16 protein-coding genes are annotated in these 21,604 nt (G+C 42.2%); 5 read left to right on the plus strand and 11 right to left on the minus strand.

Going from position 1 to position 21,604, the window contains the following annotated elements; all coding sequences use genetic code 11:
* Positions 1-297: 297 nt before the first annotated feature.
* Positions 298-2,871, minus strand: coding sequence for a phosphoenolpyruvate carboxylase (locus AC1DU2_RS24570; RefSeq protein WP_477357003.1), 2,574 nt, complete (start codon positions 2,869-2,871; stop codon positions 298-300).
* 196 nt (positions 2,872-3,067) lie between these two features.
* Here AC1DU2_RS24570 and AC1DU2_RS24575 point away from each other — a divergent pair, with 196 nt between their 5' ends.
* On the plus strand, positions 3,068-5,302 hold the full coding sequence (locus tag AC1DU2_RS24575; protein WP_477357005.1) for an FUSC family membrane protein: 2,235 nt from the start codon (positions 3,068-3,070) through the stop codon (positions 5,300-5,302).
* 211 nt (positions 5,303-5,513) lie between these two features.
* Positions 5,514-6,464, plus strand: a complete 951-nt coding sequence (locus tag AC1DU2_RS24580; RefSeq protein ID WP_477387634.1) for an aldo/keto reductase — start codon at positions 5,514-5,516, stop codon at positions 6,462-6,464.
* A gap of 587 nt (positions 6,465-7,051) precedes the next feature.
* On the opposite strand, the gene AC1DU2_RS24585 is transcribed toward AC1DU2_RS24580, so the two are convergent.
* The 5 genes from AC1DU2_RS24585 to AC1DU2_RS24605 all read right to left on the minus strand — a co-directional run bounded on the left by AC1DU2_RS24585 (position 7,052) and on the right by AC1DU2_RS24605 (position 11,587).
* On the minus strand, positions 7,052-8,497 hold the full coding sequence (locus AC1DU2_RS24585) for a hypothetical protein (protein ID WP_477387636.1): 1,446 nt from the start codon (positions 8,495-8,497) through the stop codon (positions 7,052-7,054).
* A gap of 1 nt (position 8,498) precedes the next feature.
* Positions 8,499-9,479, minus strand: a complete 981-nt coding sequence (locus tag AC1DU2_RS24590; protein WP_477387638.1) for an aspartyl protease family protein — start codon at positions 9,477-9,479, stop codon at positions 8,499-8,501.
* A 57-nt stretch (positions 9,480-9,536) separates the two neighbouring features.
* Complete coding sequence (locus AC1DU2_RS24595) at positions 9,537-10,202, minus strand: ATP-binding cassette domain-containing protein (protein ID WP_477357013.1); 666 nt, start codon at positions 10,200-10,202, stop codon at positions 9,537-9,539.
* A 2-nt stretch (positions 10,203-10,204) separates the two neighbouring features.
* On the minus strand, positions 10,205-10,507 hold the full coding sequence (locus tag AC1DU2_RS24600; protein ID WP_477357015.1) for a hypothetical protein: 303 nt from the start codon (positions 10,505-10,507) through the stop codon (positions 10,205-10,207).
* A 219-nt stretch (positions 10,508-10,726) separates the two neighbouring features.
* Entirely contained in the window at positions 10,727-11,587 is an 861-nt protein-coding gene (locus AC1DU2_RS24605; RefSeq protein ID WP_090466905.1) for a sigma-70 family RNA polymerase sigma factor, read from the minus strand.
* 808 nt (positions 11,588-12,395) lie between these two features.
* Here AC1DU2_RS24605 and AC1DU2_RS24610 point away from each other — a divergent pair.
* The gene (locus AC1DU2_RS24610) at positions 12,396-12,725 is read left to right on the plus strand and encodes a hypothetical protein (RefSeq protein WP_477357017.1); all 330 of its coding nucleotides are present in this window, start codon (positions 12,396-12,398) and stop codon (positions 12,723-12,725) included.
* Between the two features lie 105 nt (positions 12,726-12,830).
* On the opposite strand, the gene AC1DU2_RS24615 is transcribed toward AC1DU2_RS24610, so the two are convergent.
* From AC1DU2_RS24615 to AC1DU2_RS24630, 4 genes are all read right to left on the minus strand, one after another.
* A complete protein-coding gene (locus tag AC1DU2_RS24615; RefSeq protein WP_477357019.1) occupies positions 12,831-12,980 on the minus strand; it encodes a hypothetical protein in 150 nt (49 codons plus the stop codon).
* A 76-nt stretch (positions 12,981-13,056) separates the two neighbouring features.
* Positions 13,057-13,461: a DUF983 domain-containing protein gene (locus AC1DU2_RS24620; RefSeq protein WP_477387640.1), complete on the minus strand. Its 405-nt coding sequence runs from the start codon at positions 13,459-13,461 to the stop codon at positions 13,057-13,059.
* A gap of 13 nt (positions 13,462-13,474) precedes the next feature.
* Complete coding sequence (locus AC1DU2_RS24625) at positions 13,475-14,350, minus strand: AraC family transcriptional regulator (RefSeq protein WP_477387642.1); 876 nt, start codon at positions 14,348-14,350, stop codon at positions 13,475-13,477.
* A gap of 88 nt (positions 14,351-14,438) precedes the next feature.
* A complete protein-coding gene (locus tag AC1DU2_RS24630; RefSeq protein ID WP_477387644.1) occupies positions 14,439-16,202 on the minus strand; it encodes an ATP-binding protein in 1,764 nt (587 codons plus the stop codon).
* Positions 16,203-16,513: 311 nt separating this feature from the next.
* Here AC1DU2_RS24630 and AC1DU2_RS24635 point away from each other — a divergent pair, with 311 nt between their 5' ends.
* Entirely contained in the window at positions 16,514-17,305 is a 792-nt protein-coding gene (locus tag AC1DU2_RS24635) for a PhzF family phenazine biosynthesis protein (protein WP_477357027.1), read from the plus strand.
* A 385-nt stretch (positions 17,306-17,690) separates the two neighbouring features.
* Here AC1DU2_RS24635 and AC1DU2_RS24640 read toward each other — a convergent pair whose 3' ends face one another.
* Positions 17,691-18,338 (minus strand): hypothetical protein, encoded by a 648-nt coding sequence (locus AC1DU2_RS24640; RefSeq protein ID WP_477387646.1) that lies wholly within the window; start codon positions 18,336-18,338, stop codon positions 17,691-17,693.
* Between AC1DU2_RS24640 and AC1DU2_RS24645 the strand changes: the two genes are divergently transcribed.
* Positions 18,337-21,468: a T9SS type A sorting domain-containing protein gene (locus tag AC1DU2_RS24645; RefSeq protein ID WP_477387648.1), complete on the plus strand. Its 3,132-nt coding sequence runs from the start codon at positions 18,337-18,339 to the stop codon at positions 21,466-21,468. The two genes, AC1DU2_RS24640 and AC1DU2_RS24645, sit on opposite strands and share 2 nt — an antisense overlap.
* Positions 21,469-21,604 lie beyond the last annotated feature (136 nt).

A 21,604-nucleotide genomic window follows, 5' to 3' on the forward strand; every position in this document is an offset into this window, starting at 1 on the left:
ATAAACTTGTGCAGCGCATCTTCTCCTGTGTTAACCAAAACAGAAAGTATGAAAAAAATTATCTTAAATTAGTTGCATAGATCATAGAAATCGACGCACGAAGCAATCATCGACATGCTAAGTCCCAAATAGTTCGGGATTGCTTCGTACCTCGCAATGACGGCAGTTTAGAACATTCGTTTAACTATATCCACTGTACGTTATAACGATTTTTTTAGGTTTTACCTGATAAATCCTCGCAATGACATATTTTCATTTTTTTCAAGTCTCCCCTTCAGGGGAGATTTAGAGGGGCTTCTAAGCCAAATTCCTTCCCGCGTTCACTATACCATAAACCGTCCTAATCACCAGCTTGCGGTAAATTTCTATTAGTTCTTCGTCCTCGCAGTTATTTAAGCACTGCAGGGCATAATGCTGCATTATAACCAGCGGCAATACAATTTTTTCGCGGATGGCGATTGATTTACGTTCAACGGGGTATTCCTCCATCAGTACGGTACTGGCGGTTAACTCTAGTAACATGGCGCGGGTAAGTACAAACTCTTCCTTCAGCATTTTCCAGAACTCGCCAAACTTCTCGTCTTTTTCGAGGTAAGCGGTAACCCTGAAATCAGATTTTGACATCGACATCATACAATTGTCGAGCATGGTTTTAAAGAAACCCGATGTTTGGTACAGCTCCTGAATTTCTTGCCACTTACCCTCGTCCTTCATCTTTTTTAATGATGTACCTACGCCGTAAAAACCCGGAATGCTTTGTTTAAGCTGGCTCCAGGAAGTTACAAAACTGATGGCACGCAGGTCTTCCAGTTTCATTGGCCCGCCGCCGCCACGCTTGGTTGGCCTGCTGCTAATATTTATTTTTGATAGTAATTTGAGCGGACTAAACTTTTCAAGGTACTCTAAAAACAACGGATGCTCTCGCAATGCCATAAAAAGCGAGTAGCTTTCATCGGCCATTTCCGATATCAGGGTTTTGTGCCTGTTATCTAACAAATCTTTACGGTTAGGATGCAGCGCCGAGATGATACCCGCGTTAAGCAACTGCTCCATATTAAACCTTGCAGTTTCCACAGAGCCATATTGCGAACTCACGGTTTGACCTTGGATGGTAAGCTGGATGTGCTCATTAGCAATCTCGTTACCCATTGAGGCGTAAAACCGGTGTGTTTTACCACCACCACGTGCCGGTGGGCCACCCCGGCCATCAAAAAACGCCAGGCTAATGCCGTACTTACGGGCAATGGCCGTCATTTCAACTTTGGCTTTATAAATACTCCAGTTGGCCATCAGGTAGCCGCCATCTTTAGTTCCGTCGGAGAAGCCGAGCATGATGGTTTGCCTTTGGCCGCGTAACTTTAAATGCTCTGCGTAATATGGGTGGGTGTACAACTGCTCCATAATCTCGCCGGCATTGGCCAGGTCGTTCACGGTTTCAAATAGCGGCATAAAATCAACTTTCAGCTCATCCTTTTTCCATCCACTCCATAAAAACAGGTCAATCAGTTGTAAAATGTCTGATGCGCGCTGGCAGTTGCTTATAATAAAACGCTGGCAGGCTTTTTCGCCGTTGCTGTGCTGGATTTGTTTTATCAGCCTGATGGTGTCCAGCGTATCGCAGGTCATGGCATCTGCATCTTCCGCACGATGATAATCAAGCTCATTAAATGGAAGCGCTTCAAGCTTTTCCTTTTCTTCAAAATTATTATAACCTGCAACAACACCTGTTTCAGTTTGCGAGGTTACATAATCAAAAACATTACGCAGTACGCGGCTGTCCTGCCTGATATCCAGGGTAGCAAAATAGCAACCAAACAGTCGGATCTTTTGAATCAGGTTTTCTACAACATCTTTAAACAGGCCATCATGGTCGGTTATCAGGGTGTGTTTAATGGTTTGCAGCAAATCCAATAGTTCGGCCTGCAGGTCTTTGGGGTCTGCATGGTTTTCATTGGCGTTCCTGTAAATCAGTTTTTCCAGCTTGGCCATCGGTTTTTCTACCCCGCGGAAAGTGATGCGGCGCTTAAGCACCCTGTAATCCCTGTAGTAGCACCTGAACAAGCGCTGCCTTAAATACCTGGCTACCTCTTTGGTACTTTCGGTGGTAACGTTGGGGTTGCCGTCCCTGTCGCCGCCTGGCCAAAAGCCCATTTCAAGCAATTGGTTAGTGGTGTCAATATCAAACTCCTCTTCCAGTTTGGATTGGATGCCCGATACGGCATAATAAAATATGTTCTCTAAAAACCAGGTAAGGCTGATGGCCTCATCAACCGGCGTTGGCGATGTTTTGTTAAAGAAGGGCGTTTTGCCCAACTGTTGTAACAATACATCAATAGTAGGGATATCGTTAATTTTTACGGCCTCGATAAGATCTGTCATGATACCCAGCACTGTGCCCGGATAAAATTGGGTTGGGTGGGCAGTAAGTACCAGCCTTAACGAAAAATCTTTCAGTTTCTCGCTAATGTTTTTGCGGGTATCATCGCTTATAGCGGCTTGCTGCAACAAGCTTTGCAGGGTGCCGGTATCATCAAACTTACCTATTTTATTAAATGACGAATCTTCAATGGCATCAAACAAAACCACCTGGCGTTCTATATATTGTATAAAACGGAACATACGGTTAATTTGCTCGCGATGATCAATATCAGGTACGTACTTTTTGAAAAAGCTTTCAATAATATCTGTAGGCGATGCGTTCATTGCGGCGCCCTTTTCGCAATGCGAGCTGAAAAAGGGCAGCAAAATTCCGGTATCCTTTACCTGGTAAAACGGCAGGGTTTGGAATAAACTGTTATACAACTCAAAACGGGTTACAACTTCGCTGTTAAAAGTTGTTTCCCTTTGACTGAGTTTTAAATTTAACGACATAGCACAAATAAATTGAGGGTTAAAATTGATGGGTAAAGGGCGGGCCACAATACCGGGGGTGAATTTAATTCATTTTTGGCAAAAAATAGATAATTACTAACAAAAAACTGGTATTAATGCCATATTTACTAAAACCCGGTCGAAATATTTAATTATTGTAAATTTGCAGTACATTTTGAGTGTAAAAAAAGCGTAAATGAAAACAGAATATCTGTTTCAACAAAAAATCAATCATAAAAGTATTCATCGTAGCTTTATTGCCGGTAAAAACGGACAAAAAATAATGAAATTTAACACCCGCGAAATCAACAGTTTTTTTTACAGTCAGTACTTTTCTGATGGTTTGCGCATCTCGGCCGGCATCCTGTTGCCATCGCTTTTGTTACTGGAGTTTGGCCAATTTGATCTTGGGCTTACCTTATCATTAGGGGCGCTTTGCATTTGTGTTATTGACAACCCAGGCCCGGCAACACACAAGCGCAACGCAATGGCCATTGGTAATTTGTGCCTGTTCATTGTAGCAGTTACTACCGGTTTTGCACGCCTGAATATTTATACCCTGGGTATCGAGATTACTTTATTCTCTTTCCTGTTCAGCATGTTTACGGTTTACGGCAACAGGGCCGCATCGGTAGGTACCTGCAGTTTGCTCATTATGATATTTATGATGGATAAGGCCCTGCCCCCATCAGCAGTTTTACTGTACAGCCTGCAGATACTGGCCGGTGGTGTATGGTATATGTTGTTCAGCCTTATTTTTTTTGGCATCCGCCCCTACCGGGCTGCACAGCAAACCCTTGGTGAAAATGTGGCCGATATTGCCAAATTTTTGCGCATCAAAGCCGAGTTTTACAACCCCGATAGCGATATCGACGATAATTACCGCAAGCTGGTATCGCAACAGATACAGGTAAGCCAGCACCAGGATGCCGTACGCGAAATGCTGTTTAAAAGCAGGCTGGTGGTAAGGGAATCAACCCCATCAAGCCGCATCCTGGTTTTAACCTTTGTTGACCTGGTAGATATGTTTGAGCAAATAATGGCCACGCACTATGATTACTACCAGATGCGCGAAAGGTTTAAGGATACCGGCGTATTGAACGAGATAGCCCGCATTATTCACCACATGGCCGACGAACTGGATGATGTAGCCTATATTGTATTATCAAACACCCGCCACCGCCATGTAATGGATTTTAATGTAGAGCTTGAAAAGCTGAAATTAAAAATAGATGCCATAGGGAAAGATCAGCAGGAAACCAGCACCCTGGTACTAAAAAAGGTGCTCATCAACCTGCGCAACCTTACCGAAAGCATTAACAATATTTATAACTACTATAATTCAAAAACCTTATTAAAATCAACCGAAATAAAGGGCGAAGTGGAGTACTCCCAGTTTGTAACCCACCAGGATTACGCCCCTCATATTTTCTTTGATAACTTCACTTTAGGATCGGGCGCCTTTAAACACGCACTGCGGGTATCATTGGTTTGTTTGGTTGGTTTTATAACAGCCAAAACCATAGCGCAGGGCCATCATAGTTATTGGGTATTGTTAACCATTATTGTGATATTAAAACCAGGGTTCAGCCTATCTAAACAACGCAACTATCAAAGGCTTATAGGTACCATAGGCGGCGGCGCAATGGGGATATTGATTTTGAACTTTATACCCGATAGCACCGTTCAATTTATTTTACTTACCATATTTATGGTGGGTGCTTATAGTTTTCAACGGCTAAACTATGTGGTAAGCGTTATTTTCATGACACCCTATGTACTTATCCTGTTTAAATTTTTAGGCGTAGGCCTGTTAAATATTGCACAGGAGCGCATACTGGATACATTAATAGGCTCATCCATAGCCTTTATTGCCAGCTACCTTATTTTCCCAACCTGGGAGTTTGAGATAATTGAAGAAACCCTGCGCGATGTTGTAACAGCCAATATTAGGTACCTGGTTACCATTGCCGAAAGTTTATCGGGCAAAACTATAGGTACCACAGCCTACAAGCTGGCCCGTAAAGATATCTATGTAAAATCGGCCAACTTATCGGCCGCTTTTGAGCGTATGACCTCCGAGCCAAAAAGCAAGCAGCGTAACGTTAAGGAAGTGCACAAATTTGTGGTACTTAACCATATTTTATCATCATATATAGCCGTTATACAGGCCGGCCTGGTAAAAAACGCGCAGCGGCCACACCCCGAAGCGCTGCGGTTACTCAAAAAAAACATATCGGTACTTAACGAAAGTAATAAAAAACTGCATGGCCAAAATATTGAGTATACTGTTGGCAAAACCCCATTGCCCGAAGTTGAAAAGCCCGAACTTACCGCCGACGAAAACCTGCTGAAAGAGCAGCTGGGCTTCATCAACAAAATAAGCTACGACATTGCGAAGGTGACGGATAGTATTATTAGTATCGAGTAGCTAGTATCAAGTAGCAAGATTTTTCCCGCAGCTTGTGTCCTCACAAGCTGGCACCAGTAATGTCGAATTAACAATGAAAACTCACAACTCCAGTCTTGATACTTGATACTAACTACTTGCTACTAATATCACAACTATTTCATTTCCCTGACAAACAATTACCCCACCCCGGCACTTTTATCAGCATATAAGTTTTTTAACAATTTATGCTATGGAACAACGCGAATTAGGTTCATCGGGTATTAAAACAGCTCCTTTGATTTTTGGGGGCAATGTGTTTGGATGGACAGTTAAGGGCACCGGCACGGCATTACTGCTGGATGCTTTTTTAGATGCAGGTTTTAACGCTGTTGATACGGCCGATGTTTACTCAGCATGGGCACCCGGCAACCAGGGCGGCGAATCGGAAACCGAGATTGGCAACTGGCTTAAGCAAAGCGGCAAACGCGATAAGGTAATTATAGCCACAAAGGTTGGGGCCGAACTATCGGCCGATAAAAGAGGGCTTAAAAAGGATTATATTATAAAAGCGGCCGAAGCTTCATTAACCCGGCTGCAAACCGATTATATTGATCTTTACCAATCGCACTATGATGATGCAGGTACGCCGGTTGAAGAATCGTTAAGCGCGTTTGACCAATTGGTAAAGGAAGGCAAGGTAAGGGCCATAGGCGCATCAAACTTCTCAATAGAAAGGCTGCATGAGTCGCTCAAAGTGAGCCGAGAAAAAGGACTAACCGCCTACCAAAGCCTGCAGCCCGAATACAACCTGTTTGACAGGGAAAAATATGAAACAACGTTTGAACCATTTATCAAAGAACAAAACATTGGCGTTATCAGCTATTTTTCGTTAGCGAGTGGTTTTTTAAGCGGCAAATATCGCTCTGAGGCCGACCTGGAAGGCAGCAAACGGGCGGGCATGGTAAAAAAGTACCTTACCGAGCGGGGCTTACGCATTCTGAATGCTTTAGATGAGGTATCGGCGCAATACAATACCAAACCTGCCGCTGTTGCACTAGCCTGGCTAATAGCAAGGCCAACGGTAACTGCCCCAATTGTAAGCGCAACCAACATTCCCCAATTAAAAGACCTTACCGAAGCAGCTACATTGCAACTAAGCAATGAGGCTATTGAATTATTGACGACGGCAAGCGCCTATTAATTGCTGCAGAACAAGAGATTGTATTGCACACAGATTGCCGACAACACCCGTAAAACCAACAGATTAAGGAGCGTTGCCGGCAATTTTCATTAAGCGACTCTAATCCGCACAAACTGCTACAGCCATATTTTGTCTGAACCAGGAACAGGGGCAACGCATCTAATTGGGTTAACATAACTTAACACATTTCAGGTAAAATATTTACAAATACTTGATAATCAATATTTTAAACTTTAATCATGGTTAACACTAAACTGATAGCGCAATTTAGGCGCATCCTAATATTTTTGCCTGTCGTTGACCAATACGAGTCCCTTCGGTACCTCGATCATTTAACCAGGATCAGCCAATAAAAACAAGGTGTCATTTAATGCTTTTATCTTCCCGACGACATAAGCTTATTCCGTTAGCTATTATTAAATACAGCTTATCGCCATTAACTATTTAGATGCGTTTGCCCTGGAACCAGGAAACAATCTTTCGCGTTTTTTTGGGGATTTTGATTATCTTACCGTCTATTTTACTCACAACTCACAACTCACAACTCACAACTCACAACTCACAACTCACAACTCACAACCCACAGTTCACTCCACCCACAGAACAGAATTTCCTGTATTATATTCGTTTTGCTCGTATAATTTATTGGCGGGGTCAAGAATCCAGTTGCCGTCAATCAAAAACTTGTACCGGTATTTGCCAGGTTTAAGGTACAGGCTTATTACCCACTCGTCGGCATTGTGCGCCATGGTGAAACCCGATGGATCCCAATCATTAAAGTTGCCTGCCAGGTGCACGCTTCCGGCGTTGGCGTGCCCCTTGAGCCAGAACGTATAATTAGGTTTAACGGCAATAAAGGAATTGTTTACGCCGCCCTCAATAGCATAAAGGCGGTTTTTAGGGTCAGTTATCCAGTTTCCGTCAACAATAAATTTGTAGCCGTAATTGCCCGCTGGAATCATTAAAGGTATGGCCCAGCCGGTAGCCGTTTTCCGGAGGCTTATTTCATTGGGTTTCCAGTTATTAAAGCTTCCGGCAATGTAAACGGCTTTAGCATCTTTATATCCATCAAGTTTAAAGCTAACCGCCTCGCCCTGGTTTAACACCGAATTAATATGCCCTTCGTTATCTTTCACTTTCGCCGGGTTTGCCGGATCGGCGTACCATTGGCCATCTACCCAAAACCGATAAGTATGAGTGCCATCGCGCAGGTAAAGTTTGGTTTCCCAGCCGCCGTCCTTTTTTTGTAGCGGGATATTATCGGTATTCCAGTTATTAAAACTACCGGCTACCATAACTTTATGGGCACCTGTAAAGCCATTAAGCCTGAAGATATGATTAACGCGGTAGTAAACCGAGTTTACATCACTAAAACCATCCGGGTGTTGCTGCAGGTTGTTTTTATCGTGCTGCCAACGGCCATTTATGATGTATTTGTACTCATATACCCCCGGCGACAGTTTTATATCGCATACCCAGCCACTATCGGTTTTTGCCATTACACCTTTTAGCGTACTCCAATTGTTAAAGTTACCAGATAATAAAACGCGTTTTGCGTTTAAGTAACCGGGCAGGTAAAAGCGTGTTAAGCCCGATGGTAATTCATATACCGTAACCCGCATAAACTTGTTTACGCCGTATAATTCATCGGCAGGATAGCCCGGCATACCCGCGGGGGCGTCAATATTGCCGTCGAGGTGGGTAGTTATCTGGTAAGGTGGGTTTTGTGGGTTTAGGTTTAAATCGGTAAGCGACCTGTCAAACCTAACCATATTTTTATCGCGTTTACCAATGTTCCATCCGTCTTTGGCCAATGACGAGAAATCGCCCTTTAAAATAGCAGCGCCGTTTGGCTTTTTTATACCCGCGATTTTTAAAATACTATCCAGTTGTGTTTTTGACGAATGCAGATCAAGCAGCATAATCAAATGATCTTTACCTAACACAAGGGAATTGCGTGTTTGCGCCCTTGCTGCAATTGAGAAGCAGGTAAACAACAAAAAAATAATTAAAACCGATCTGCACTTTTTCATACTACTGGTTAGTGTAAATGTACATTTCAAATTCTCTTTTTACAAAGTTGATGCTAAAGATACCACGGATAAAAAAATCAAAGCCAAGTATCCCATCAACAGTGTGTCCGTAGGCTTTGCCCATTTTATCAAGGTTTGTTAACAGCACCCGGTTTTTCACAAACCGCCGGCCGCCGACCGTAAGCGTATCAAACCTGGCGTAAATCACCTCGAATGATGAGCCGCCAATGCCGGTAGTTTTTGTACGGTTGAGTACTGCCATCCCCGGCAATAGTTTGCGCATCCTGTCATAATCCATCAGGTTGGTTTCGGCACCGGTATCAAATGCAAACCACAAGGGTGTGTTATTGGCAACGCCCTTTATAAACATTACATCATTGGAATAATTAAACGAGGTAAACATCCATGGATTATGAAATACTTTTTCATTTACAGGTATTTCACCGTCGTCATTCAGTTTGTGGATGTACAGGGTATTCCTGAACAAATCAACAGTAATGGCAAATTTTTTAAACAGCCGGGTACCCAATAAGCCCAGTATTTTAATGTTTCGCCCGTTTTCGATGGCCGAAAGATCTGTTACATCGGCCGTAAGGCGCGGGTAATGCAAATCAAGGATGCTGAAATTGCGCACTTCGGTAGTGAATGCGCCGGGCGCATTACCATTTAAACCCGCCGATTCCTGGTCGGCTATAACGGGCATGTACCTGAAGTAGGTAGCGTTTAAAACGAGGTAAGGCGCGCCGGTATCCAGCACAAAATTGCCTGCAACGGAGTCAATCTGGGCTTCTACCAGGATAAGATTACCAGCCCGTTTTATAGGCACTATAAGTGTATTAAAATCGCCCGAGGGGTCTGGATCGGGTCCGCGTTTGGCGTTTTTGAAGGTGATGCCGTTGATGGCTGTGTTTATGCTGCACTCGCCTTTTTGCCAGCAAGCAACAAATAACAAAACTATCAAATATACGTAAGGCCGGGGCATCGTGGTTGTTTAGGTAATAGACAGTGCCAAATGCTTATATGTTACATGGGGTGGTGTTTAATTAATATGGCTCACATAGCCATACGTAACCAATTCATCCTTATTGCGTATTGGCCTTGTGTAGCCATCGGTTATCAGGATAATCCTGTCGCTTACATCCAGGATATTGTAATATTGATGATCGGTTACTATGATGCCTTTTATTTTGGCGCATTTCCTGATAATTTCCTTAAAAGCTTCGGCCTGTATGGGCGAGATGTGGGTGAAAGGCTCATCAAGCAAAATAAAGTCGGCTTTGCTGTAAATAACCATCAGTGTTTCCAATTGCCGCAGTTCGCCGCCCGATAAGTCGGCTATAGTTTTTTCGGCGTATTTTTCATAGATGGGATGAGCCGAAAAATCGTCCCAAAACCGATCGTCGATAATGGTTGCAGCCAGCTTTTTTATTTTAATGCCTTTGGGCAGGTAGTTATGCTGGGGCAGGTATGCCACGCGCATATTTTTATAACCTTTTTTAATGTATTCGCCGTTAATGCTTACATGTTTGTAGGCAGGGCTGAGCGTGCCAAATATAATCCGTAATAAAGATGATTTGCCGCAGCCGTTTCGGCCCAGGATGCCCAATACTTCGCCTTGTTTGCACTCCAAGTAAACATCCTGCAGTATTTTGCGCCCGCCGAACTCCAGTTGTACGCTATCGGTTTTTAAAATGAGTGGCTCCAAACTTAACGGATAGTTGATAAGGATAAAAGAATGATGAAAGCGGCAAAATCGCAGACGAATACGGATAAGTAAAGCAGGTTGATATTATAGCCGGCATTGCGAAAATAGAAATAGGTTTGCACCGCATTAAAATTGAGGTACTGCACGCCAAGTATGGCGGCGTAACTAACCAGCTTACATAGTACAACGAACGGAACATTCAGTTGGTGCGAGGTAAGGTAATATAAACAAGCCAGCGAAGCCAGTATACACCATACCATTAACGGTTTATAAAAGTACCACCCTATTTTTATTGATTTTACCATTTGAGCTAACTATGACAGGTTAGCTATGTAACGGCAATTTGAGCATTAAATTTTACGGAGACTAAATTGTTGCAGGTTTGTAATTATGGGGTGCAATTGCTGAGGGATGTATGCGATGCGATTCGTTTCTCCCATAAAAAAGGCCGGGACTTAAGTAGTTAACTCAATCCTGGCCTTATATATCTTAATTCTTGGTTCTTATTTCTTGACTCTGCTCAACTACCCCAAATACGATTTCAAAATTTTGCTCCTTGACGTATGGCGCAAACGTTGCAGGGCTTTATCCTTTATTTGGCGAACACGTTCGCGGGTAAGGTTAAATTTTTCGCCAATTTCCTCTAACGAAAGCGGGTGATTGGTGCCCAAACCAAAGAATAGCACAATAATTTCACGCTCGCGCTCGGTTAGGGTTGAAAGGGAACGTTTAATCTCTTCGGATAACGACTCATTGATCAGGATCGAATCTGTGTTGGGCTCCTGGTTTTCCAGTACATCCAATAAGGTATTTTCTTCGCCCTGTACAAAGGGGGCATCCATAGATACATGGCGGCCAGAATTGCTTAGGGTATCAGATATTTTATCTACAGTGGTTTCCAAAATGTCGGCAAGTTCTTCGGGCGATGGCTCACGCTCGTACTCCTGCTCCAGTTTGGAGAATGCTTTACTTATTTTACTTAATGAGCCTACCTGGTTTAACGGCAAACGTACAATGCGCGATTGCTCGGCTATAGCCTGTAATATGGATTGACGGATCCACCAAACGGCATAGGATATGAATTTGAAACCCTTGGTTTCATCAAAACGTTTAGCGGCTTTAATCAGGCCCAGGTTGCCCTCATTAATCAAGTCGCCCAGTGTAAGGCCCTGGTTTTGGTATTGTTTAGCAACGGATACAACAAAGCGCAGGTTGGTTTTGGTTAAACGCTCCAAAGCGGCCTGGTCGCCTTCGCGGATTTTTTGGGCTAATATTACTTCTTCTTCGGCTGTTATCAGATCAACTTTACCAATCTCGTGTAGATACTTGTCAAGCGACTGCGACTCGCGATTGGTAATGGATTGCGTTATTTTGAGTTGTCTCATCTATTTATAAACCTCTCTGTACTTTTTTATTTACTACAGAACGACCAAAGTTATAAAATTGTTGTAAAAAATTACAATTGTACGGTGTATTTTCAAAAAAAATAAGCTATAGATAATTTTTTTAATATATTGATTTACAATCAATTAAAAATTCAACAATGATGAATTATTCTGTTTTTGTATAAAAACTACGGAAACAGGCAAGCGGTATGGTTTTTGTGGTGTTCGTAAAACACTATCTATATTTAACAGTTTTAGAGCACGTTTTTTGTGCCGATATCCCATTTTATTTACAACCGGATATGGTGTTGATTTGACTTAACCGTTCATATTTTTGAGAAGCTTCTTTCGACGAAAAGTTGTCGGTTGATTCAGTTTTTGTTTTTAAACATTTGTGGGGCGCCTAAATTGTTTTAAACGTTTGAGGTTTATCTTTTTGCCAACTTGTTATTTAGGCAATGTCTGTTGTTAAGCATACTCCCAATCTAAACCATAGCATCAGCAAGCACATTTTAATTTGCAGGACTTCAGTAGTACCAAGCCACAAACTGGCACCTATTTGGCGTGCCAGGGCGCTCCAGAACAGATGCGGGTTTTACGGCTCAATTGTAATAGGTATGTTACAAAGAATTTAAAATCTGAGGGCATTAACTATAAAATATATCAATAAAACCTAATTTCTCTTGAAAATTGCGTAAAACTACGTATGCATTTTCAGTGAAAACACCGTGTGTTTTTTAATTGTCAAGCCGTATATTTGATGTAACATTTATTTAATACCTAGTCCTGATATTAATCGCCTATCGCTATGAAATTATTTTACCATTTTTTATTCTTCGTGATTGCATCACTCGTGTTATTGGCATGTGCCAGTGTGTTTGCATCCGATCCGCAGATTCAATCGCAAACAGACGAATTTACATCACCAGAGCCAGGTAGCGAAAACCCGGCACATGATTCAACAATGGCTGCCAACCAAACAGGGCCGTTTGTACTTACCAATGTAAAGGAAACTACACCTTCATATATTTATTATGCAAATAACGAAAATATGCTTCACGCCTATAAAAAGTATTCGTACCTGGGTAATTTTCAAATGGCATTTAATCAATTTAGTCTGCCCCAAAAATTCAAATAGTTCGATTCAGTTAATTTTAGTTTAATTTAGTTAGGGAAACAGTTGCAAGCAGCCGGTACAGTAATGTGCCGGCTGCCTTGTTTTTATACACTGCCGTGCAGCATATTAATACTTAAAATGGCCGAGGGTGAAAAATACAGTAAGCAACGGAATTGCCAATAAAAAATACGCTTTGGCTAATTGCACGTTATCAGCATTACCTGTTACAAATACTTTGTACATGTCGGTCTTTATGGTTTCTATTCTCGCTTTCATAACTCAAAAAATTAAAGTCACGGTAAATGTGGACTGTTATAATTTTGACAGAAAGCGCACCGCTTGGTTTAATGGTTTACAAATTATCCTTGCTCATTTCGGGATGATAATGCAAACCCGGAGTTAGCCAATGCAACAACACCACCCTTGAATACCTGAAATTAAAAGGCGACAATACCACAGCCACACTTAATATAATACCACAATATAACCATGGGTTGCTGCTGCCAGTTAAAACACTAATGGCAACTGCAAGGGTAACCATCTCGGCAACATTTAAGGCGTAACTCACAAACATGGCCACATAAAAATAGCCTGGCTCACGTTCATAAACGAGGCCGCAGTGTGCGCAGGTTTTGTTCATCACCTGGCCTTTAAAGCCATACATGCTGTTGGCAAACAAGTCGCCCCGGCGACAACGGGGGCATTTGGCGTGCACTATGGCCGGCCAGGCCGCTAATTTATATTGGGTATTTTCCATGATGTTATCCGTTTTAAGATTTTAATATTTGTTTGCGAAACTCTTCGGGGGTAACGCCTTCTGTTTTTTTGAAAAATTTGGTAAAATAAGAGTTGTCGCTAAAATTCAGCCTGAGCGAGATGTCGCTGATGTTCAACTGTGGATTGGTGAGCAAGCGCTTAGCCTCCAGCAAAGTGCGGTTACGGATCAGTTCGCCTGCCGATAAATCTAACAGATCCTTACAAACCGCGTTAAGGTGATTTGGGGTAATGTACAGCAGCTCGGCATAATCTTTTGGCAGCTTGATATCGGCATAATGCTGTTCAATTAATTTTTGATAGTTTTTGAGCAGCGTTTGATTGTAGCTTAATTTACCCCAACCAACCGGATTGGAATTAAGCCTGTTTACATGGATGAATATCTGTAGCATCAGTAGGCGCACCATATCGCTGCCCGATGGCGCAGGTTTCATTATTTCGTGAATAATTTGTTCAAACAGCTCTTTTGCGGTGGCAAAAGTATCGGCAGGTAAATTAACTACGGCATCCTTTAAATTGCMATTAAAAAACGAAAAACTATCCAGGTAACCCGGCTGTAATAAAAACGACTGGATAAAAGCTTCCGAAAAATTGATGATATACCCATCGGTAAGGCCCTCAAAATGCCAGGAGTGAACCTGTCCCGGCACCATGAAATATATCTGGCCCGGCTTTACATCAAAACGCTCAAAATCGATGCTATGTGTGCCGGCACCGTGGGTAAATAGTACCAGGTGATAAAACGAGTGCCGGTGCGGAAAAAAAAGATTTTTATGAGCATCAAGATACGGTGCAAAACGGCTTACCAGCAAATCATCCTGCCTTACGTCAGACAGTGAACAAATATCATAAACGGGAATGCTTTGTATCATGATTCAAAGCTACACACAATACCATCGCTTTAATGGTACTGTACATAGTTTGAATGGTATTATTTACTGATTTTTTAATTTGGGACTATCAAACCTTAGTCCATTTCTGTATTACGTTCTCCAACCGCTCAAAGGTGAAGGGTTTACTTACAAAATCCTTCATACCGGCTGTGGCACACTCGTTTTCGTCTTCGCTTAAAACATTGGCGGTCATGGCTATAATAGGCGGTGCGTTTTTACCCTGCTTTTTAATAATGGTACGGGTGGCTTGCAGCCCATCCATTTCGGGCATCTGTACATCCATAAATATTAGGTCGTAATGCTGCTTGTCGCTCATCAGGATAGCTTCAACGCCGTTTTCGGCAATGTCGATACTATAGCCAACCTTTTTAAAAATTTTGCTGGCTATCAGCTGGTTCATCTTATTATCCTCGGCCAAAAGTATTTTAAGCGGGCGATACCTAAAAGTCTCTTTATTATCCGTTTTCGTTTCGGCGGGCAAATCGCCGCTGGTAATTTGCAGGGGCAAATTAAAAATAAACACCGATCCTTTGGCTTCTTTACTGATGGCCCATATTTTGCCCCCCATCAGCTCCACCAGCTTTTTACAGATGGATAGGCCAAGGCCGGTACCACCGTACTTGCGCAGGGCGGTAGTATTTACCTGCGTAAAGGGTTTAAATAGCTGCGTTAATGATTCCTGGCTAATGCCTATACCATCGTCCTTTACGTGGAAACTGATATCCTGTATGCCATCTTTTATCTCGGCCCCTTTAACTGTTACAGTAACCGCGCCTTCATCGGTAAATTTAATGGCGTTGCCTATCAGGTTTACTAAAATTTGCTGCAGGCGCCCCTCATCAACCTTTACAAATTGCGATACATTATCATCAACATGATAACTCAGGTTAATGGGTTTACGCAAATTGGTGATACCTGGCTGGCTAATATCAATGATAGTTTTAACGCAATGCCTGATGTTGGTGGCAACCGGGGTAATGGTTAGTTTATCAGCCTCGATTTTTGAGATATCCAATATATCGCTGATGATATTGATGAGGATGTGCCCGCTTGATTGCAAGGTTTGCAAAAGTTCATGCTGCTCTGGCGTAAGGGCAGACCTGGATAACAACTGCGAAGCCCCGATGATGCCATTTAACGGTGTGCGTATTTCATGGCTCATATTGGCCAAAAAGTTCGATTTAGCAAATGTAGCGGCTTCGGCCTCTTCTTTTGACGACCGGAGTTCAACTTGTGACTGTTGCAGTTCCTCGCTTTTTTTAATTAAGTCCCGTTTATCGCTTTCGTGACTTTTTTTGATGAAACCTATAAGTAAGCCTACCAGCACTATATTAATTACGGCAGATGTAATCAGGTCAAATTCGGCAGATGCTTTGCTGCCTGCCCCTGTTACCCATTCGGGATGTATTTTTTCTAACTGATAACAGGTAACAAAAACTGCACATAACAAAGCGATGAAAATATAATGGTAACGTTGCTTTACTAATAAGGTTATCAATACAATTAAAAAGATGCCTATTTGGGTTGTTGACCCGCTGATGCCACCGTTGTAAAACCAACCAGGGAACATGGCTGCAATACCCAAACCAATATAAATGTAAGCCGTTTTTTCGCTGTAGCGTACAAAACGGCTACGGTAATAAGCAAAAGCAGAAAAACTTAGTACAAAAAGATTGGCCAGTATCAGCCCCCAACTGAACCCTAAAAAGACATTGACACTAACCGATATAACATTATTAAGGCAAATGAATAAGGCTATGGCATTAAAAAGTTTATTCTCGAGCGATAAAGCTGGATCGCCATAACCAATAATTCGTTTCAGCTTTTCCATTTAAAATAAATAATTAATTAAAAAGGCGGTTTTACGTGATAAAGCACTAAAAAGATGGGTTAAGTAAGCGATTTTTTTCTGAATAAAAACAATTTATTCATACAAAGAGCCAAATGGACACATTGAATTGTTTAATAATTAACTTTTTGCTTGGCCCTAATTATAAAGCAAGCGGAGAGTTAGTAAATTACGATTCAAGGCGGGATATTATTGGCAGTTTAGTGTAACTCCAAATTAATAAGCTTTTTATTGATTAATCAGACTTTATTCTTGATTCTCATCACTATATTAGCTACACCGAAACATTTGTTATGACTATCCCAATATACCAGGCTGACGCCTTTACTGATAAATTATTTGGCGGCAACCCTGCGGCTATTTGCCCGCTTGCCGAATGGCTGCCAGATGCTACCATGCAAAAGATAGCCATTGAAAACAATTTGGCAGAAACTGCCTTTTTTGTAAAAACTGATAGTGGCTACAAACTGCGCTGGTTTACCCCCGAATACGAGATTGACCTTTGCGGCCACGCCACCCTGGCAGCCGCTCATATATTGTTTACCGAGTTGGGCTTTGAGGGCGACGAAATACATTTTGAAACCGTAAAAGCAGGCACTTTGCATATTAAACGCGCTGGCGATAAGTACACGATGGATTTTCCGTCAAGGCCGCCCATACCTATTGAACCACCAAACGGGTTGGCCGAGGCGTTAGGCGAAAAACAACCGCTCGCCTTTTTCCGGTCAAGGGATTACTTCCTGGTTTATGAGAGCGAACAGGATATTAAAGACATTATGCCTGATTTTTTCGCCTTGTCAAAAATGGATACTGTGGGCGTTATAGTTACAGCTCCAGGCGATAACAGCGATTTTGTATCGCGCTTCTTCGCCCCCGGTGCGGGCATCCCCGAAGACCCGGTTACGGGATCGGCACATTGTAACCTGATCCCCTACTGGGCAAAAAAGTTAGGTAAAAACACATTGCACGCTTACCAGATCTCGACCCGCCGCGGCGAACTTTGGTGCGAACTTAAAGGCGACCGCGTACTTATGAGTGGCAAAGCTGTAACTTATTTAAGGGGCACAATTTCCGTTAGTCATTAATTTTAAGGCAGCGACAGTGCATATCGCTGCCATCTTATATATTTTTCAGCTTGTTTTATCCTCGATTTGGAACTTCAATCACCAATTATCCGATGCATTGCCAAAAATGCCATATTTTAACCTAAAGGATAACTTAATAACTAATACGATTCCGTTTTCTTAGGCMACCCAATCCAAAGTACTGGTTTTTCACCGGGAGAAACATCACTTTCCTTAAGTGAAAATCAACACACCTTTAGGAGCACTATTTTTGAAACTTTTTTTCATAAAACGCATCTATTTTATCGATTTCATATTCAAATAGTACTATTGTTGAAATTTTTATTAGTTTTAGGCGATTATATGTTCTCTAACATTGTTTTATATACCCCTATTTTATTAATATTTATTTGAAAACAAAATTACTTTTTTGGATAGCATTTTTAGGAGTAATGATAAACGCTGAGAAAGCAAATGCGGCAACAAATAGTTGGCTTGGCGTTTCTTCCAGTTGGAATACTTCAACTAATTGGTCTTTATCACATGTACCAACAAATTCGGAGGATGTCGTAATTACACTTTCTGGAGTTTTAAATAACCCTACCATAAGTACTACAGCCGGTGCTTGCAAAACGTTAACTATAAATGGCCTTGGCACTACACTCACGTTAAATGGTGTTGGCCTTGCGGTGAGCGGTGCAATCAGTATCAGTACCAATACAACACTTGCAGGTACAGGCACGCTTTCGGGTACCAGTACATTGGCTATAAACGCCGTCGCGTTTACGGCGAATACGCCCGTTAGTGTTAGCGGGGCCGTCACTTTATCAAGCGGAAGCACTTTAACTACCACGGCCGCTGTAGCTGCCGCAGGCATGTCGGTTACGGGCTCAACTGTTGCATTAGGATCGACACTTACACTTTCGGGTGCCTTAACAGCCACAAGCAGCAGCACAATTACGTCTACTACAGGATCAACTATCTCTGCTACAAGTTTATCCATCGCCACAGGTACATACACACTAAGCGGCCAATTAGCAATTAGCGGAGGCATGACAGTGACGAGTTCAACAACAATTACTACTAATGCAACCGGCAACACCATTGGTGCCGCGTTATTTGTGGGCCAGCCTTTTGCATTAACCTGGAATGGAACAGGCACAACAACCTTAACCGGCGACCCAACTTTTAAGTTTAATTCGTCTTTAACTATTGGAACCGGTAATACAATTACATTTGCAGCCAATACAACTATTGATTATTCGGGTACTCAAAAACCATTTACCAATAATGGAACGCTGTATTTACTTTCCGGCTGTGCTTTAAGTCTAGGCACTTCAAGTTCTTTTATAAATACGGGCACCCTCAATTTAGCATCAAGCACACTAAGTTTATCCGGCGGCAATCAAAACATAGCCAATACAGGTACAATTATCGCAAGCTCATCAACCATAACTTTAAACAATAACAACGTAAATTTAACCAATTCGGGCACTGCGTTGGTAACTGCTAAAAACACCACGTTCAACATATCGGGATCTGGCTCCTATATCGACAATTCATATACATTGAATGCAACCGGTTGTACTTTTAATTTCAACAATGGTAACTACATAAAAAACTCGGGCACACTTACTACGCAATCGGGCTGTATATTCAATGTGAGTACATCCAACTCGTATATCGCTAATACAGCTACTTATAACGACCATGGATCGACCTATAACCTGTTTGGCTCAGGCTCCTATTTTCAAAATTCAGGTACCAGTGCGGTTGTGAAAGCCCGGGGAGCTACTTTTAACCTTGGCACCAACGGAAGTAATTCTATGAATATGACCAACAGTGGCACCTTCACAGCCGATTCTACGTCATATATCAACCTGGCATCGTACCAGGATGGATTAACCAATACAGGTGTTTTTAACGCCGGTACTTCCGGATCCTCCTGTGTAATTACATTAAGCGCCCAGGCTTGTTTTGTTACCAATACCGGCAGCTCGTCACAAGCTGCATATTTCAATCTTGGTTCAACATCTATCATCGATCTTTCGGCCGGTTACCTGCCAACGGTAACCAACACCAACAATGCTTATTCGTTTTTTACTTTAATGTCTGATGCCCTAGGGTCTGCTGCTTTTGATCAGATATCATCTACCGGCTACGATTCGGGTACTCTGGCAATTGCAGGCACATATAATGTTCAACGTTTTGTAAGCGGCGGCAATCTTGCAACCAACCGCGGCTACAGAATTTTTTCATCGCCAACAAACATTACAAGTCCTTATTCCACAAGTACTACTTATACCAATTACATCACATTAAACACGCTAAAAAACAGCTATACGGTTTACAGCAGTTTATCTGCCAGTTCAAGCTATCCCGGCGCGTTTACTGCAGGGCCTTCGGGCGGAACAGGCTTTAGTTATATTAACCCCAATAACAACTCCATTATATATTTTTATAACGAAACCAGGGCATCAAGCAATTTAACATTCAATTCAGGCAAGCACGTTGGGGTTACCGCTATTGGTGCCAGCACCGTTACATTAAATGGCGTTGGAGCTGTAAGCATGCCTGTGGGCAATGGTTATTTAATGTATTATGTTGGGCCCAATAGTCGTACAAATGGCACTACAGGCAACCCGCTGGATTGTTACATTACCAATGTAGGTTACATTAACCAGGGCGATGTTACGGTTGCATTATGGTATACCCCTAAAAACGGGGCATCAAATGCAACTACAGGCCAGCTATCTTATTCGTTAAGTACGTTAACCGGCGGTGCCGGCTATAATATGGTAGGTAATCCTTATCCCAGCACTATCAATATAGCCACGGTGCTGGGCCATAACTCCAATATAAGTACCGCTTATTTACTAAACAGAACCAATAGCCCTGGCCAGGCCTATTATGCTTACACCGCAAACGGCACATCGGCACCTGGTATTGGTTACGCCTTAAGTGGCGAAGGTTTCCTGGTGCGCACAACAAGCGGGGGCAACTCATTAACATTTAAGGAGACCGATAAAGTTGCTACACAACAGCTTACCGGCAGCAACCTACTTATGTCGTCGCCAAAAGGCCAGGCGTTAACAATTGATGGCACCGGTAAATCTTTTAAAAGTGCCGCCACAGCATTTGGACCCCAAACGGCCTCGGTTAAAGAGTCAGATGCTCAAGGCAATCCGCTTACTGGTTTATATGTAAAACTTGAAAAAGACAGCGCTACATACGATTATTGCGGTGTATATTTCAGAAGCGACTGGCAAAGCACCTATAATGAAAACTTAGACGCGTTGGAGCTGGATGCAAGCACCTCAAGTGCGTTGGTGTCAAGCCTTTCATCAGATGGGATGAATGCATCTGTAAAGCACTTTCCTGATTATAGAAAAGGCGTAAGCATTAAGCTTTATGCCAACGGAAAAACTGATGGCTTATACAACTTAAAAGTTGAAGGAATACGTAATATTGATACCAATAACTACAAAATAACCCTGCTTGACCACTTTAAAAAAGACTCGTTGGATATCGGCCGCTATAAATCTTACGCTTTTAACATCTTAAAAAGCGATACCGGCACTTATGGCGCCAATAGGTTTGAACTGTCTATTCAGCAACTGCCAAGTACTGCCCGGTACCAGTTGGCAAGTTTCACGGCACAAAAGGCAACAGACGGTGTGCTGCTTACCTGGCGGGCATACAATGAGGGAGTTAATTACTTTTATACGCTTGAAAAACAACAGGCAAATGGTACCGGTTACACCTCTTTATATCAAATACAAAGTAATGGTGGCACCATTTATAAATACACCGACAAAACACCAAATACAGGCAACAATATTTACCGCCTGAAACAGGTAGATCTATTTGGTAACATCACTTACTCGGCACTTGTTAATATTTACTATGATAACAACGGCAATGCAAGTATGTTCACCTTATACCCTAATCCTACGGTAGAGGCGATTAATATAAATGTAACCTATGGTAAAACATCACCTGCCACCACCGGGAGTTATAAATTAAATATTTATGATGCAACAGGTTCATTGGTAACCCAAAAAACAGCCGATAACAGCTCGTTCAGTCAAAACGTTTCGGAATTTAAACCAGGTGTTTATGTTGTAGAATTAAAAGACAATAAGGGTAGCTCGTTAGGAAAAACCAAGTTTTTAAAGCAATAGTAAAATCATCGGCTTTAATAAAAAAATGTAGCACATCCAAATGACAATGCCTCACTTATTGCCAATTTAACTATTGCTAATATTACTGCTCCAGGCAAAACAAAGGGCCAATTACCCCGAATACTTTCGCTTTATT

This window comes from Mucilaginibacter sp. P4_C11, from assembly GCF_056402115.1.

Excerpts from the sequence above, each read along its gene's own strand:
- AC1DU2_RS24605 (WP_090466905.1), bottom strand. The coding sequence starts at position 11,587 with ATGAGACAACTCAAAATAACGCAATCCATTACCAATCGCGAGTCGCAG.
- AC1DU2_RS24570 (WP_477357003.1), bottom strand. The coding sequence starts at position 2,871 with ATGTCGTTAAATTTAAAACTCAGTCAAAGGGAAACAACTTTTAACAGC.
- AC1DU2_RS24585 (WP_477387636.1), bottom strand. The coding sequence starts at position 8,497 with ATGAAAAAGTGCAGATCGGTTTTAATTATTTTTTTGTTGTTTACCTGC.
- AC1DU2_RS24580 (WP_477387634.1), top strand. The coding sequence starts at position 5,514 with ATGGAACAACGCGAATTAGGTTCATCGGGTATTAAAACAGCTCCTTTG.
- AC1DU2_RS24590 (WP_477387638.1), bottom strand. The coding sequence starts at position 9,479 with ATGCCCCGGCCTTACGTATATTTGATAGTTTTGTTATTTGTTGCTTGC.
- AC1DU2_RS24645 (WP_477387648.1), top strand. The coding sequence starts at position 18,337 with ATGACAGTGACGAGTTCAACAACAATTACTACTAATGCAACCGGCAAC.
- AC1DU2_RS24620 (WP_477387640.1), bottom strand. The coding sequence starts at position 13,461 with ATGGAAAATACCCAATATAAATTAGCGGCCTGGCCGGCCATAGTGCAC.
- AC1DU2_RS24615 (WP_477357019.1), bottom strand. The coding sequence starts at position 12,980 with ATGAAAGCGAGAATAGAAACCATAAAGACCGACATGTACAAAGTATTT.
- AC1DU2_RS24635 (WP_477357027.1), top strand. The coding sequence starts at position 16,514 with ATGACTATCCCAATATACCAGGCTGACGCCTTTACTGATAAATTATTT.
- AC1DU2_RS24600 (WP_477357015.1), bottom strand. The coding sequence starts at position 10,507 with ATGGTAAAATCAATAAAAATAGGGTGGTACTTTTATAAACCGTTAATG.
- AC1DU2_RS24630 (WP_477387644.1), bottom strand. The coding sequence starts at position 16,202 with ATGGAAAAGCTGAAACGAATTATTGGTTATGGCGATCCAGCTTTATCG.
- AC1DU2_RS24610 (WP_477357017.1), top strand. The coding sequence starts at position 12,396 with ATGAAATTATTTTACCATTTTTTATTCTTCGTGATTGCATCACTCGTG.
- AC1DU2_RS24575 (WP_477357005.1), top strand. The coding sequence starts at position 3,068 with ATGAAAACAGAATATCTGTTTCAACAAAAAATCAATCATAAAAGTATT.
- AC1DU2_RS24640 (WP_477387646.1), bottom strand. The coding sequence starts at position 18,338 with ATGCCTCCGCTAATTGCTAATTGGCCGCTTAGTGTGTATGTACCTGTG.